A 14,083-nucleotide genomic window follows, 5' to 3' on the forward strand; every position below is an offset into this window, starting at 1 on the left:
CGACCGGGCGAGAAGGTGCCAGTGGATGGGGTTGTGACCGAGGGCTCGAGTTCGCTGGATGAATCGATGATTACCGGGGAGCCGATTCCTGTTGCCAAGCGGGTGGGCGACCACGTCATCGGAGCGACAATGAACACGTCCGGTAGCCTCGTTATCAAATCGGAGAAAGTCGGCTCTCAGACAGTGCTGTCGCAAATCATTCAGATGGTTGCACAGGCGCAACGCTCCAAGGCGCCGATGCAGAGGATGGCGGATAAGGTCGCGGGAGTGTTCGTTGTCGGGGTGGTAGCCATTGCGCTGCTGACCTTTTTTGCGTGGGGATTCTTCGGCCCGGAGCCGAGCTGGGTGTATGGACTCATTAATGCCGTCGCCGTGCTCATCATTGCATGCCCCTGTGCGCTTGGGCTGGCCACCCCAATGTCCATCATGGTGGCAAGTGGAAAGGGGGCCTCGAACGGCATCCTGTTCCGCGATGCCGCTGCCATCGAGAATCTCCGGAAGGTGGACACGCTGATTGTCGACAAAACCGGCACCCTGACTGAGGGCCGTCCTACGTTCGAGCGCGCGATTGGTACGAACGGTTTCCCGGAAGAGGAAGTTCTGCGTTTGGCCGCAAGCCTTGACCAGGGCAGCGAGCATCCTCTTGCCGCCACTATTGTTGAGGCGGCCCGCCAGCGCAACCTTGCACTCGAGAAGGCAGAGAATTTCGAGTCGAGCACGGGCATCGGGGTGCGGGGGAGTGTTGGGGGCAGGAAGCTAGCGCTCGGCAACACGGCGTTGATGCAAGCCGAGGGTATTGGTACCGATTCCCTGGCCGGCGAAGGTGACGCCCTACGCGCTCAGGGCACCAGCGTCATGTATCTTGCCGTCGACGGAAAGCTAGCAGGCATTCTCGCGGTGTCAGACCCTGTGAAGCCCACTACGCCCGAGGCGCTCGCCAAGCTGCGAGAGGTGGGCATTCGGGTTGTGATGGCCACCGGGGACGGTGTGGTAACGGCCAAATCCGTGGCCGCAAAGCTGGGGATTGATGAATTCCACGGCGAGGTGAAGCCTGCCGACAAGCTGGCGCTGGTCTCGAAATTCCAGGAGGAAGGTAGAGTCGTTGCGATGGCCGGGGATGGCATCAATGATGCGCCGGCGCTCGCTAAGGCCGATGTGGGCATTGCTATGGGTACGGGTACCGATGTCGCGATGAACAGCGCTCAAGTGACACTGGTAAAAGGCGACCTGCGTGGCATTGCCCGCGCGCGGGAGTTGTCTGAGGCAACAATCTGGAACATGAAGCAGAACCTTGGATTTGCCTTTGTTTACAACGCCTTGGGTGTGCCACTGGCCGCAGGGGTGTTGTATGCGTCTACAGGCTGGTTGCTATCCCCCATGATTGCAGCGCTGGCGATGAGCCTTAGTTCAGCCTCGGTAGTCTCGAATGCATTGCGACTGAGGAAAACGAAGATTTAATGCAAGTGTGCCGGTGCGGGCTAACCCGCACCGGCTCCTCCGTCGTGTTCTCCGAAGCGGCTAGGTTGTTCGCCACAGGGAAGATTCTGGGCGTCAATACAAGACCTCTACGGCGAACATCAGGCTTGCCACTCTCAACAGCCGCAGCTATTTGTCATCGGGGCATGTGGCTGCGGTGGCAAGTATGGTAAAGGCTGGCCATATAGCCATAGAAACGCGGTTTCAGCCGCCAAATCGCGCGCTATCCGAGTCGCTTGGAGTGCTTGCGTTAGCATCGTGCTGAACTCCTCTTCCGCTGAGCGCCATATGTTGTCTGCCGGCACCTCTTGCCGGACAGTCCGGACCTGCTCGGCGGTGACCGACACGAGTGACAACCATGGCTGGAATCGCTCTGACCAAGCGTAACAAGAGGAGCGCATGGGATGGGCCCATTTTTGCCACTCCGCACCCCACGGCGTCGCCATCGCGCGGACGAATGGACTCAATAGCTGGTCGTAGAGCTTTTCATTGAATTCAGAAACTGCCCGCACGCGCTCAAACACGGCATGCGGGTAGGGGAAGTGGACGTCCTCGACGCGGCGCGGCTCGAACGTGACCTGAAAGTTTGGATTGTCCTCCAGCGCTTCACCTGGACCTCCGAGTATCTTCATCTCATATAGGCCAGGGGGCAACGCTTCAATAGCATCGAGGCTTTGCAAGATTGCCCGATGCTCGTGGCGCGCTACGTTTGCGGAGACGAAGATGCCGAGATGGCCAACGTGCGGGTTGGTCAGGTACACAATCCGCTGGCCGGCGGCTACGAGGTCCTCTGTGCTCTTGTAGACAACGGGAATCCAGCCCAGAGCCTGATGCGGGGGCGTGATGTTGTCACCATAGGACGCAAAGATGACGATTGGCTTGCGAATGCGACGCAAGTCGACGGTACAGTCGCAGTCCACGAGAACTTCACCGGTTTCGAGTTTGTTGCCGACAAACAGGTCTTGAACCGTTGCAACCAGTTCCTCACGACTTAGGAAGTAGAAGCCGTTCCACCAGCGTTCGAATTCCAGGAACCGATTGCCCTCGCCCTCCGGGTTGGCAAAGACGGTATATAGCTTTGTCCAAAGAGCCGACTCTGGCTTCAGCGTCTCGAAGTTCTGTACCAGCCATGCTCCATCAAAGCGGCTGTTGCCTAAGTCGGCGAGAAAGTTCGCAGCCCACACGCCGCCACAGAATGCCCCTAATAGGCGCATCGGATTGACACCTGCCTCACCCGACCAATAGGACAGCGGGGAACCATTCAGCACCGAGAGGCCCGCGACGTGCTCGCAACAATGAGCTGATAGCAGCACGACCTCCCAGCCGGCTTGGCAGTTTCCATAGAGAACGGGCGCCTGTCCACCATGCCGTCGAGCGACCTCTTGGACAAAATAACGCAGGGCATTGAGTACGTCGCCAAGGGTCTGGCCGGGGCACGGAATCGGAAAGAAGCTGACAAAGTAAACAGGATGGCCTTCCGAGAGTGCCATGCCGACCTCGGAGTCACGCTTGAAGCCGCCGATGCCGGGGCCGTGACCTGCGCGTGGGTCGATGACGATGACGGGAGCGGACCCCGGTCGTAGACGCTGCTCCAAATGGTCCGTGCCACAGCGCGTGATGCGCAACAGGGCGTAATTGGCCGGACGCTCAAAGTTGCGTGCATCGAGCAGCAACTCGTAGTCGAAATGAAGCTGGGGTGGTAGGCCGGTTTCTTCGTGCGTGAGCATGTTGTTAGCGCGCTGCCGCAGGATATCGATGAAGAGCGTCCAACGTTGTGCGAAATCTACCGAGTAGTCCCACCACTGACGAGTAAGGGATGTGGCCGGCACCGGCTGCGGCGAGGCATCTTTGACCACCGGCAACGCGACGGATGCCACTCCAGGCACACCCGACTTCGACTTAGTCCGCACGGTGCGTGGCCTACGCTTTATCGTGCCCTCAGCCATGTTGCACCTCATCACTTTCTGTGAAATTCATAATTCCCCTCTGTGTCACTGTGCATAGAATCGTGGGCGCGGGCTGCCAGCCATGCGGTGAGACCGTACTTTGCGAGTTTGCCGCTGAATATTGCGGCAAATACTGCAAGTGGCGAAAGCTCAGCCAGCGCGACGAAGACCAGCGCTGGAGTTTGCGGTAATGGCGAGGCAGCGATAACCAGCAGTGCCGCGAGGCCGTAGTTCTCAGTCCAGCCTGCTATCGTGACCCACTTGGGCGAGCGTGTGAGTTCGGGCATATAGTTGAGTAGCTGCACCCAGCCGAGATGGTGGAAGACGACGTAGAGGATTAGTGCTCCAACGCCGCTTCCCAGGGCCGCACATAGCGCGACTACTTTCCAGCGCCGCGCGTTAAGCAGTACGGCGGCTGACAATAGCGGAACCACCGGCACACACATGCTCAGGGTAGCAAGGAGCGCCAGCCCGCCGACCAAGACTGGGTAGCTCCGTCGGTCGGCTCGCTTGTCCAATAAATCGAGAACACTGGCGAACACCAGGCGGCCGAGCTTCTTCGTGTGAGGGGTGCGTGCAGGGCCCCTGCGCGCCTTTCCGGGAACCGGTGGGCCGGGTTGCTGCTGGCGTCTAGCCTCTGTATCCATGGCGGATATGCTCAACCCGCCATCGGTGCCGCCACATCTGCGGACGATACTGATGGCGATGGCGCGCGGATGCCGGCGAGCTTGGTCCGCTTCAGTAGGAGTGCATTGATTGCCACCAAGGCGGAACTGCCTGACATGGAGAGTGCCGCAATCTCGGGGCTCAATGTGAAGGGGTAGAGTAGGCCTGCTGCGAGGGGGAAAGCGATTAAGTTGTATGCCACCGCCCACCAGAGATTTTGGTGCATCTTCCGCAAGGTAGCGCGAGATAGCTCGATGGCTCCCACTACGTCGAAGGGGTCGCTTTTCATCAGCACGATGTCGGCGCTCTCCATTGCGACATCGGTGCCTGCCCCGATGGCGAAGCCGACGTCCGCCTGGGTTAATGCAGGTGCGTCATTGATGCCGTCGCCCACCATACCAACTTTTTTGCCCTGCGCTTGTAGCTCGCGGACCTTTTCAGCTTTCTGCCCAGGAAGCACATCGGAAAGCACCAATTCGATGCCCAGACTGGCCGCTATACGTTCTGCCGTGGCCTTGTTGTCTCCAGTCAACATCGCCACCTCCACGCCTCGCTCGCGCAATTTCTTGACAGCGGCGGCCGATGTTGGCCGTGGCGCATCGGCGATTGCAATCAAGCCAATCAACTTCCCTCCGTGTGCAACATGGATGACCGTCCGTCCGGCACCTTGCATCTGGTCGGCCTTCTCGGTAAGACCGTTCATATCTACGCTCTGCGCCTCCATCAGCTTTCGGTTACCGAGCAGTGCGGTTTGCCCATCTACCTTCGCCTTTGCTCCCATGCCATCGATGTTGGTGAAACCAGTGGCCGCCGACCTCGCGAGCGTGGCGCTCCGTTTGAGGATTGCCTGGGCAAGCGGGTGCTCCGACCCCTGCTCGACAGACGCTGCGAGCGCAAGCATCGCATTCACGTCCACATCCTGAGGGGTGAAAACATCCACCACTTCAGGCTCACCCATCGTCAGTGTCCCCGTCTTATCGAAGACAACGACATTGAGCTTGGTTGCGTCCTCTAGGGCAGCAGCATTCTTAAACAGAATCCCATTCATCGCGCCGAGACCCGTTCCGACCATCACAGCCATCGGGGTCGCCAGTCCGAGCGCATCCGGACAAGCGATGACGAAGACCGTGATGGTGAGCGTCAAGGCGAACAGCATGGGTTGGCCGAACCACCAATACCAGGCGATGAATGTCAGGATGCCAATGCCCAGAGCGGCAAGCACGAGCCATTGCGATGCACGGTCCGCCAGCAATTGGGCGGGCGCCTTAGAATTCTGTGCTTCCTGGACTAACTTGACGATTTGAGCCAGCGCGGTGTCGCTGCCGACTCTGGTGGCGTGGTAGCGGAAGCTACCACTCTTGTTAATTGTGGCGCCGATGACGCTGTCGCCTGGGCCCTTTCTAACGGGTAAGGACTCACCGGTCAGCATCGATTCGTCCACTTGGGAACTGCCGTCTATGACCTCGCCATCGGCGGGAATCTTATTGCCGGGTCGGATGATGACGATATCCCCCAATTTAACCTCTGCAGTCGGTATCTCAACCTCGCGCCCGTCGCGCATGACGTTAGCCTTCGGCGGCGCCAGGTCCATCAACGTGCGAATGGCGTCGGACGCGCCCGCTCGCGCGCGCATCTCCAGCCAGTGTCCGAGCAGAATGAATACCAGCAGTACGGCGGATGCTTCGTAAAATTGCTCGCCGGCGAACAGGAACGTTGCCCCGACGCTGAACAGGTAGCCCGTGCCGACTGATAGTACGACCAGCGTCGCCATATTGAGGGCGCCATTCCTGAGCCCTCGCCAGGCTGACACAAAGAAAGGCCAACTGGGGTAGAGGATTGCCGCGCTCGCCAGCAGGAACAGCCACGTATTCAGTGCCATGCCGAATGGCGGTGCAGGCATGGGAATCTGCATTCCCATGGGCGCGTAGAGAAAGATGGGGACGGTGAAGACCAGGCAAATCCAGAAGCGGTTCCGCATATCGCGGACCATTTCCTTCATGTCCATGCCGGCCCCGTGGCCCATGTCATGGCCCATCTGGGCATGTGTGGCGTGGGCTTCCGCTTTCCCTTTCGCACCGTGGGTAGTCGGATGAGCATGTTCCGGGTGTCTGCCAAGAGCAGCAAGCCGGGCGGCTGTGTGCACATGCTCGCCAGCAATCGCACTTGCGACGCCTTCACCGGGTGGGTCTTCTGGCGTGCAAATGTGTCGTGGCACCAGTTCGCCGTGGCAATGGTGGCCACACTCATCCAACATCGCCTTGATGGCGCTTAGACTCGTCACCGTGTCGTCATACTCGACCGTGGTGCTGCCGGACACGCAGTTGACTTCTGCCCGGACAACTCCAGGTAGGCGGGTGAGCTGCTTCTCGACCCCGCGAGCACTGAGAACGGACAGCAGGCCTCCGACTTCAATGATGCTGGTCTTCATTTTGTCAATCCTCGCCATTCGCCGGGGTTACCCATTCACTTCGCAATAGCCGCGCTCACAAGATGCTCTTCGGCATAAGGGAACACGATGTCCGAATTCGGACGAACGAGCTTCGCATCCTTATCCGCATAGTGCAGACGCGTCAGCAAATCCTTGATGACATTCAGGCGCGCAACCCGCTTATCGTCGGCCCGCACAACAGTCCACGGCACCACGTGATTGGTACGAGCAAACATCTCATTCCTGGCTTCGCTGTACTTCTTCCATAGTGCCACTGCCTTTTCGTCGATGGGACTGACCTTCCACTGCTTCAGAGGGTCCCGGCGACGCGATTCGATGCGGCGTTTCTGCTCGTCCTTGCTAATGTCGAGGTAGTACTTGATAAGGCGAATCCCCGAGCGAACCAGCATCCCTTCGAACTCCGGCACGGTGGACAAGAACTCCTCATGCTGCTCGTCGGTACAGAAGCCCATGACGTGTTCCACCCCGGCCCGGTTGTACCAACTGCGATTGAAGAGGGTGAACTCGCCAGTGGCGGGCAATTCCGCCACGTAGCGCTGAAAGTACCATGAGGCAAGGTCACGGTCAGAAGGCTTCCCGAGAGCGACCACGCGAGTCTCACGAGGACTGAGATGCTCAACAATACGCTTAATGGTTCCATCTTTGCCGGAGGCGTCCCGACCTTCAAAGAGGACCAGAACTCGGTCGCTGCAGCCGCAAAGGCAGTGCCGCTGCAGCTTCACCAGCTCAATCTGCAGAAGACGTAGTTCCCTCTCGTATTCTTCAATCGAGACGGCGCTGAGCTCCGCCTCCTCAGGATGGCTGCGAGCCTTTGTTTTCATGATGCTGTTCTGAATCGTGCTGCCCCGGCGCCTTGGAAGCGGACGGTTTCGTTGGCGAAAACGGGGTAACCTTGTCGGAGAGAAGCAACTCGAGGTCGCTTCTTCCCACAACTTCCCGTTCCAAGAGAAGCTTGGCGAGTGCATCCAGCTTGTGGCGATGCGAGAGAAGCGTCTGCCGCACTCTTTCGCTAGCATCCGTCAGAATCTTACGGACCTCAGCATCGATAGTCCGCGCGGTTTCCTCGCTGTATTCCTTGCGGTCACGCGGCATCATGCCTGTACCGTCAAAGAGTGGGTTCGGCATGTTCTCGTAAGTGGCAAGTCCGAGCTGCTCACTCATGCCGAACTGCGTAATCATTTGACGGGCCATGTCTGTCGCGCGTTGCAGGTCGTTTTGCGCACCGGTCGAAACATCACCGAAGACAATCTTTTCGGCAATGCGTCCCCCCAGCAGGACGTCAAGCCGGTCCAATAGCTCACTCTGTTTCAGGAGGTAGCGGTCCTCGGTCGGGGTCTGCTGCGTGTAGCCCAACGCGGCAACCCCTCGAGGGATGATGGAGACCTTGGAGACCCGGTCGGCCCGAGGGCGGAGTTCCGCCACAATCGCGTGACCAGCCTCGTGGTAGGCGATGGTTTCCTTCTCCTGCGGATTCATCACGCGATTCTTCTTCTCCAAGCCGCCGACAATGCGGTCCAGTGCCTCATCGAAATCGGCCATGTCCACCGCATCCTTGTCTTTGCGGGCGGCTAGGAGCGCCGCTTCGTTGACAAGGTTCGCAAGGTCTGCACCAGCGAATCCTGGCGTTCGAGCGGCTAGCTTGGTTAACTCGACGTCGGGCGCAAGTTTGACGTTCTTGATGTGCACCTTCAGAATTTGTTCGCGGCCCTTCAGGTCCGGGCGGTCCAGGGCGATATGCCGGTCGAACCGTCCTGGTCGAAGTAGCGCCGGGTCGAGAATCTCTGGCCGATTGGTCGCAGCCATGATGATGACCCCTTTGTTGGTATCAAAGCCATCCATCTGGACCAACAGCTGATTCAGTGTCTGTTCGCGCTCGTCGTTGCCGGAGATTGCGTTGAGTGCGCGGGTTTTGCCCAGCGCATCGAGTTCATCGATGAAAATGATGCAGGGCGCCTTGGTCTCGGCCTGGTTGAAGAGGTCGCGAACGCGCGCTGCGCCCACGCCTACAAACATCTCAACGAACTCCGAGCCGCTCATGCTGAAGAATGGAACGCCGGCTTCGCCAGCCACAGCCTTCGCCAGCAGCGTCTTTCCAGTTCCCGGTGCCCCAAGAAGCAGCACCCCCTTGGGAATCTTGCCACCAAGCCGCCGGTAGCGCTCCGGGTCCTTTAGGAAGTTGACGATTTCCGCGAGCTCGCCCTTGGCTTCGTCGATACCGGCAACGTCCGCAAAGGTCACGCCAGTTTCCTTCTGCATGTAAACCTTGGCCTTGCTCTTGCCAATCTCCATCATGCCGCCGGCAGCGCCACCAATCCGCCTAATCATGAAGTTCCAGATTACGAAAAACAGGGCGGCTGGCACAATCCAAGACAGCAAGGTTCCAATCCACTTGCTGTCGGCCTCACCAACAAAGCGGACCTTCGCTGCTTCAAGGTCTTGAACCAGGTTCGGGTCATTTACCCGCAGCGTGGAGAAGGAATGGTCGCCCTTGCCCTCGCGCAGCATCTCGTCGACCTGCTGCTTGGGCAACAGTTTATCGATGCCCTCGGTGCTGAGCGTACCGGTGATGGCCCCCTCTCCTAACGCAACGTTCTTGAGCTTGCCTGCCTTGAGCAGGACCTTGAAGTCGCTGTATGGCAGCGTTTCGACATGAGAGGTGCCTATGTAGCTCTGTATGGCGAGCATCATTACGGCTGCCGCGAGTACATACCAGAGGGAAAACTGTTGTTGACGGGGTTCCATGGGGGCCTTTCATTTTCTTAGCAAACTCAGAGTCCGACGTCCAATACTGTGATGCGGCCGGGAGTCAGTCCAGGGATAAAGCTAGGTCGGGAGAAAGCGAGGTAAGCACGGACAGCGCATCATTCTGCGGGAGGCTGCCGTGCTTTTCTTTTGGAATCGGTTGGGTTGGTGCATCAGTCGTCTCCTTGCAGCATATTCTGTAACCACGCGAAGAAGGCGCCGGCGGCGAAGAACCAGACCGCGAACACGATGGCCGGATAGATGACGGACCACCATGTCAGCGGCTGGGAGGTCTGCAGCCGTCGGAAATCCAACCCATGAAAGAGCATGTTCATGAAGCTCATGAACCACTCAGGGAATGCCAGCCATACGAGCGTACAGAGCGCGTAGAAGAAGACGACGGTGGCCGATAAGGTCACACCTGTTTTGAACGGCTTCATGGCAAGCTCCAGATGGCGGTCAGCGTTTCCGTTCTGCGAGTGAACTTAATGTGGAGTTGTGCGGGGTGTATCGCTTCCCCAATGCGGAAGGAATGGTGGAGTGCGTCGGCAATATTCCTCGTACTCCCTGCCGAACTCCGCAAGGGCTTCGCGCTCCTCTGCCTTGGCAAGTCGAACGTACATCCAGACCAGCACAGGGAACATGAAAAGCGTGACGATTGTGGGCCACTGCAGGAGGAACCCGAACATAATCAGGATGAACGCGACATATTGGGGGTGCCGTATGCGAGCATAGAGCCCGGTGCTGGCCAAGCGGTGTTCCTGCTGCGCCAGATACAGTACCCGCCAGGCGGAGGAGAGCATGATGAAGCCACCAAAAATCAGAATATCGCTCATCAGATGGAACGGCCCAAGGTGCGGGTTGCCGCGCCAACCGAAGAGCATTTCAGGAAGATGTCCGGCATCATGGGAAAGAAAGTCGATGCCAGGGTACTTCGCCGAGAGCCATGGCAAGAGGAAGTAGATGGTCAGGGGGAAGCCATACATCTCGGTAAAGAGCGCCACAATGAACGCGGAGAAAGCGCCAAAGGAGCGCCAGTCACGCTCGGTCTTGGGCTTTGTGAAGCTGAACGCGAAGATGATGAAGATGGCGGAGTTGATAATCACCAGCGACCAGAGGCCGTAGCCGGGTTGTGTATCGTGTTGCATCATCGCTCTCCCTTAGTGTTCATATCTTTCGGCGTTTCGTCTTTTCCATGGCCTTGGCCGTGGCCATGGCCCCCGTGCATGAAGAGGTGCATTAGCGGACAGGCGGCCAGCAGGAGGAACGGCAGGAACTGAATGAAGTGCGCCCGGTGTTCTGTCCACAGGAAATATCCAATTACCAGTAGAAAGCCAATCGTAACGACCTTGGACCTTGAAACCGTTCGTTGGACATGCTCCGGTCCTTCATGATTGTCGTGGTCGTGGTTCATACTTTCCTCCGATGGAATGGACACTATTGACGGTGCCGGCTAACAGCAGCCGTGGTGGCGATGGTGCTGGTGGGCGAATCGTTCAGGGTTTTGCTGAAACACTGTGCGCGAGCTCTCGGATTCGAAGAAGAACGTCTTTCCTTCGAAATTCGCCGTGATGGCGTGGGCGGCATCTACCTTGTTGCCGGTGACGGGGTCGTGTGCATCGTGCACGCTCGCCTGACTTGTGTATGAGACGTCGCGCTTCTCGCTGTTTGGGCGAGCCATGAATCGACGCCACATCAGGAACGCCAATGCCGCAGCAATCAGGAGCCATACCGAATTCTGTGTAAGCCAGTCCATTGACGGACCTCCTCTTCAAGGTTTGTCGCGGCTCTTGAGTTCGCCGTTGACTGCGTTTCGGATGTCCTGTTCACACTGTCGTGAGAGTCGAAGGCTTACCCAGACCACCACGACTGGGCAGGAGAGCAGGAGTAGCGCGACCAGTATCGTGAGTGGGGAAATCCCGAACCAGTACACAATGGCTGCCGCGAGCAACGTTGCAAGGGCGGCGCAAATCCATGCCACCACGTGTTTCATCTCGCCCCCTGGCCAGTAGTAACGACGGGGCCAAGCTTTACGCGTTTGAGTAATGCCGAATTGGCCACCACACTCAGCGACGACAGCGCCATCGCCGCCGCTGCCAGGATTGGGTTAAGCAGACCGAGGGCCGCCACCGGGATGCCGATGGAGTTGTAAATGAACGCCCAAAACAGGTTTTGCTTGATTTTGCGCATCGTCGCACGCGACAACTGGATGGAAGCCGCCACGTCACGCACATCATCGCGGATTAGGATGATGCTGCCCGTTTCTTTAGCAACATCCGAGCCAGAGCCAATAGCAATACCGATGTCGGCTGCCGCCAGCGCCGGCGCATCATTGACCCCGTCACCCACCATCGCTACGACTTCGCCCTGCCGCTGCAGGGTATGGATGGTTTCCACCTTGTCTTCGGGCATCACCTCGGCAATGACCCGGTCGATGCCAACCTGCCGCCCGATGGCTTCGGCGGTGCGGCGGTTGTCACCGCTAAGCAACACAACCTTGACGCCGCGCGCCTTCAATTCAGCTATCGCCTCGGTGGCCTCAGGCTTCACTGTGTCCGCGACAGCAACCACGCCGAATAACTGCTTGTCGCAACCGACGAGCATGGCCGTCTTGCCGTCGGCCTCGAGTTTGACCAGGGCCGCTTCCACCTCGTCGGTTGGAATCGCCTGGCGTGCAAACAACTTCCGGTTACCGAGCCAGACCTGCTTGCCGTCGACGGTGCCGTGAATGCCCATCCCAGAGAGCGCACTGATTGCACTCGCTTTGGGAATGGCAATTGCACGATGTTGGGCCGCGCGGACTATCGCTTCACCAAGTGGGTGCTCGGAACCAGATTCCACAGCCGCGGCGAGCGCCAGCAGTTCCGATTCCTCTCGGCCAGCGAAGGGGAGGATATCGGTCACCGTTGGTTCGCCGCGCGTAATGGTCCCCGTCTTGTCGAAGACGACCGTGGTTAGCTTTTCCGCACGCTCCAGCACTTCACCACCGCGAATCAGGATACCGGCATCTGCCCCTTTGCCGACGCCAACCATCAACGCAGCGGGTGTCGCCACGCCTAGCGCGCATGGGCAGGAGATAATCAGGACGGCCACAAACGCCAGTAAGCCTTGCGGGAAATGGCCGGCGACGGTCCAGCCGACCAGGGCCAACAGCGCGACGGAGACGACCGCCGGAACAAAGTAGCCGGTGACCTGGTCTGCGAGCCGCTGAATTTGCGCGGTACTGGCCTGCGCATCCTCGACCATCTTGACAATCTGTGCGAGCGCTGTATCGGCCCCGATTTTTGTCGCCTGGAAGGTAAAGGCACCGCTACGGTTTAGCGTGCCCCCAATCACGGCGGCGCCTGGCTTTTTCTCAACCGGCATGGATTCACCAGTCAGCATCGACTCATCGACGCTGGACTGCCCATCCACAACCTTGCCGTCCGTGGGAATCTTCTCGCCAGGCTTCACGATGACCGGCTCGCCGACCATGATGCTTTCTGCAGGAATCTCCACTTCCTTCCCATCGCGAAGTACGTGGGCGACGGCAGGACGAAGGTCGAGCAGACGGCGTACTGCAGCGGAAGACTTCTTCTTGATGATTTCCTCCATGTACTTGCCCAGTAGCACAAAGGCAATAATCACCGCCGACACCTCAAAGTAGACATCCCGCTCCGCAATCTTGACTGGCAGCCAGGACGGGAAGAACAGCACGACGACGCTGTAGAAGTACGCGACCGAGGTGCCCAGCGCGATAAGGAAATCCATGTTGATGTTGCGCGTGCGTATCGCGTTCCACGCGCCTTTGTAGAAGCTCCACCCGCCAATGAACTGGACCGGTGTGACCAGGAGGAACAGCCACATACCCCAAGTAAACCAAGGTAAGGCGGGAATCGGCGCCCACGTCAGGAGGGTCGCGCCTGCCGCCAGCGCCAGGAAGGCGCCTGCACGTAGCACCGCCAGCGCGAGCACGCCCGTGAGAGCGATGGTCACGCGCGTCTTCATGGCTTTCATTTCGCTCTCTGGCGACTCGAAAGTTCGAAGACAGCTCTCGCTACAGAAGTAGTACTTGCGATTCCCGCGCTCGGTCGACAGGGCCGTCGTCTTGTCGACCATCATCCCGCAGATGGGGTCCTTGGCGAGCTGCTTCGCCCCGCTGGAAGCCGATGTGGCCGCTGGTGCGGCAGACGCCACAGCAAGCGGGGTTGGAGTGCTTCCAGTACCTGGCGAGCTGAGCTCTTCAGGCGGAGGAGGAATATATTGCGCGGGGTTGACGAGGAAAGCCTGTTCGCAGTGATGGGAGCAGAACCAGTAGCGCTTCTGCTCAACCTCCGCGCTGGCAGCGGCTTCCCCGGGGGAGATTTCCATACCGCAAACCGGGTCCCGCACCGCTTGCGGGGGCGCAGCCGTGCCTTGGGCGGACGCTGGGGCCGTCTGCGCATCGGTAACGCCGTATTTGTCCCCATAAGGGGCAGCGGAGCTCGTGGGCATCACATCCTCTGCCTATGGCGAGTAGCAGCCTGCAACGCATGATTTGCATTTTCAGTATCGGCTCCCATCGAATTTGTCTCTTGATGTCAATCAAGAAGTGCTGCAATTGCGATGATTTAGTGTCGTGGGTGCGGCGGAGTTGACCGCGGAACAACGCAGAATAGGCAGGCGACGTTGACGTTGTCCTGCCGGCACCGATGGCAAGCAGACTGGGTCGGGATTGCAGACCTAAAAGACTGCCACCGTGCCGCTGGTCAGTTCCTTCACCAAGGCAGGAAGCTCCGCCAATTGCTGCCGGACGAGGTAACGGATTTGCTGTTGTCGGGCGGCC

Annotated in this window: 11 protein-coding genes; 1 reads left to right on the top strand and 10 read right to left on the bottom strand. The window is 58.9% G+C overall.

Annotation, left to right across the window (positions count from 1 at the left end; all coding sequences use genetic code 11):
* Positions 1-1,458 (top strand): copper-translocating P-type ATPase (locus CF70_RS16800; protein ID WP_035866922.1); only part of this gene is annotated, 1,458 nt, incomplete at its 5' end.
* Positions 1,459-1,592: 134 nt separating this feature from the next.
* Here the strand turns inward: CF70_RS16800 and CF70_RS16805 are convergent.
* The 10 genes from CF70_RS16805 to CF70_RS16850 form a co-directional block, all read right to left on the bottom strand.
* Positions 1,593-3,422 (bottom strand): DUF3141 domain-containing protein, encoded by a 1,830-nt coding sequence (locus CF70_RS16805; protein WP_051648575.1) that lies wholly within the window; start codon positions 3,420-3,422, stop codon positions 1,593-1,595.
* A gap of 11 nt (positions 3,423-3,433) precedes the next feature.
* Complete coding sequence (locus CF70_RS16810) at positions 3,434-3,964, bottom strand: VTT domain-containing protein (RefSeq protein ID WP_152561841.1); 531 nt, start codon at positions 3,962-3,964, stop codon at positions 3,434-3,436.
* Between the two features lie 116 nt (positions 3,965-4,080).
* Positions 4,081-6,516: a heavy metal translocating P-type ATPase gene (locus CF70_RS16815; RefSeq protein WP_035866943.1), complete on the bottom strand. Its 2,436-nt coding sequence runs from the start codon at positions 6,514-6,516 to the stop codon at positions 4,081-4,083.
* A gap of 35 nt (positions 6,517-6,551) precedes the next feature.
* The gene (ppk2, locus tag CF70_RS16820; protein ID WP_035866924.1) at positions 6,552-7,358 is read right to left on the bottom strand and encodes a polyphosphate kinase 2; all 807 of its coding nucleotides are present in this window, start codon (positions 7,356-7,358) and stop codon (positions 6,552-6,554) included.
* Positions 7,330-9,279 (bottom strand): ATP-dependent zinc metalloprotease FtsH, encoded by a 1,950-nt coding sequence (gene ftsH / locus CF70_RS16825; protein ID WP_035866926.1) that lies wholly within the window; start codon positions 9,277-9,279, stop codon positions 7,330-7,332. The genes ppk2 and ftsH overlap by 29 nt, the downstream gene beginning before the upstream one ends.
* 173 nt (positions 9,280-9,452) lie before the next feature.
* On the bottom strand, positions 9,453-9,719 hold the full coding sequence (locus CF70_RS16830) for a DUF5676 family membrane protein (RefSeq protein WP_035866928.1): 267 nt from the start codon (positions 9,717-9,719) through the stop codon (positions 9,453-9,455).
* 45 nt (positions 9,720-9,764) lie between these two features.
* Positions 9,765-10,427 carry a methyltransferase family protein gene (locus CF70_RS16835; RefSeq protein WP_035866931.1) on the bottom strand — a complete coding sequence of 221 codons (663 nt, stop codon included), beginning with the start codon at positions 10,425-10,427 and terminating at the stop codon, positions 9,765-9,767.
* Entirely contained in the window at positions 10,427-10,693 is a 267-nt protein-coding gene (locus tag CF70_RS16840) for a DUF2933 domain-containing protein (protein WP_035866933.1), read from the bottom strand. Before CF70_RS16840 ends, CF70_RS16835 begins: the two co-directional genes overlap by 1 nt.
* Before the next feature lie 39 nt (positions 10,694-10,732).
* Positions 10,733-11,035: a YHS domain-containing protein gene (locus tag CF70_RS16845; RefSeq protein ID WP_035866936.1), complete on the bottom strand. Its 303-nt coding sequence runs from the start codon at positions 11,033-11,035 to the stop codon at positions 10,733-10,735.
* A gap of 233 nt (positions 11,036-11,268) precedes the next feature.
* Positions 11,269-13,629, bottom strand: a complete 2,361-nt coding sequence (locus tag CF70_RS16850) for a heavy metal translocating P-type ATPase (protein WP_414629458.1) — start codon at positions 13,627-13,629, stop codon at positions 11,269-11,271.
* Positions 13,630-14,083: the final 454 nt, after the last annotated feature.

It is taken from the genome of Cupriavidus sp. SK-3, from assembly GCF_000611145.1.
GTDB lineage: Bacteria > Pseudomonadota > Gammaproteobacteria > Burkholderiales > Burkholderiaceae > Cupriavidus.

Bases quoted from the DNA above. Each gene is read 5' to 3' on its own strand.
- CF70_RS16805 (WP_051648575.1), bottom strand. From the start codon at position 3,422: ATGGCTGAGGGCACGATAAAGCGTAGGCCACGCACCGTGCGGACTAAG.
- CF70_RS16815 (WP_035866943.1), bottom strand. From the start codon at position 6,516: ATGAAGACCAGCATCATTGAAGTCGGAGGCCTGCTGTCCGTTCTCAGT.
- ppk2 (WP_035866924.1), bottom strand. From the start codon at position 7,358: ATGAAAACAAAGGCTCGCAGCCATCCTGAGGAGGCGGAGCTCAGCGCC.
- ftsH (WP_035866926.1), bottom strand. From the start codon at position 9,279: ATGGAACCCCGTCAACAACAGTTTTCCCTCTGGTATGTACTCGCGGCA.
- CF70_RS16830 (WP_035866928.1), bottom strand. From the start codon at position 9,719: ATGAAGCCGTTCAAAACAGGTGTGACCTTATCGGCCACCGTCGTCTTC.
- CF70_RS16835 (WP_035866931.1), bottom strand. From the start codon at position 10,427: ATGCAACACGATACACAACCCGGCTACGGCCTCTGGTCGCTGGTGATT.
- CF70_RS16840 (WP_035866933.1), bottom strand. From the start codon at position 10,693: ATGAACCACGACCACGACAATCATGAAGGACCGGAGCATGTCCAACGA.
- CF70_RS16845 (WP_035866936.1), bottom strand. From the start codon at position 11,035: ATGGACTGGCTTACACAGAATTCGGTATGGCTCCTGATTGCTGCGGCA.
- CF70_RS16850 (WP_414629458.1), bottom strand. From the start codon at position 13,629: ATGGAAATCTCCCCCGGGGAAGCCGCTGCCAGCGCGGAGGTTGAGCAG.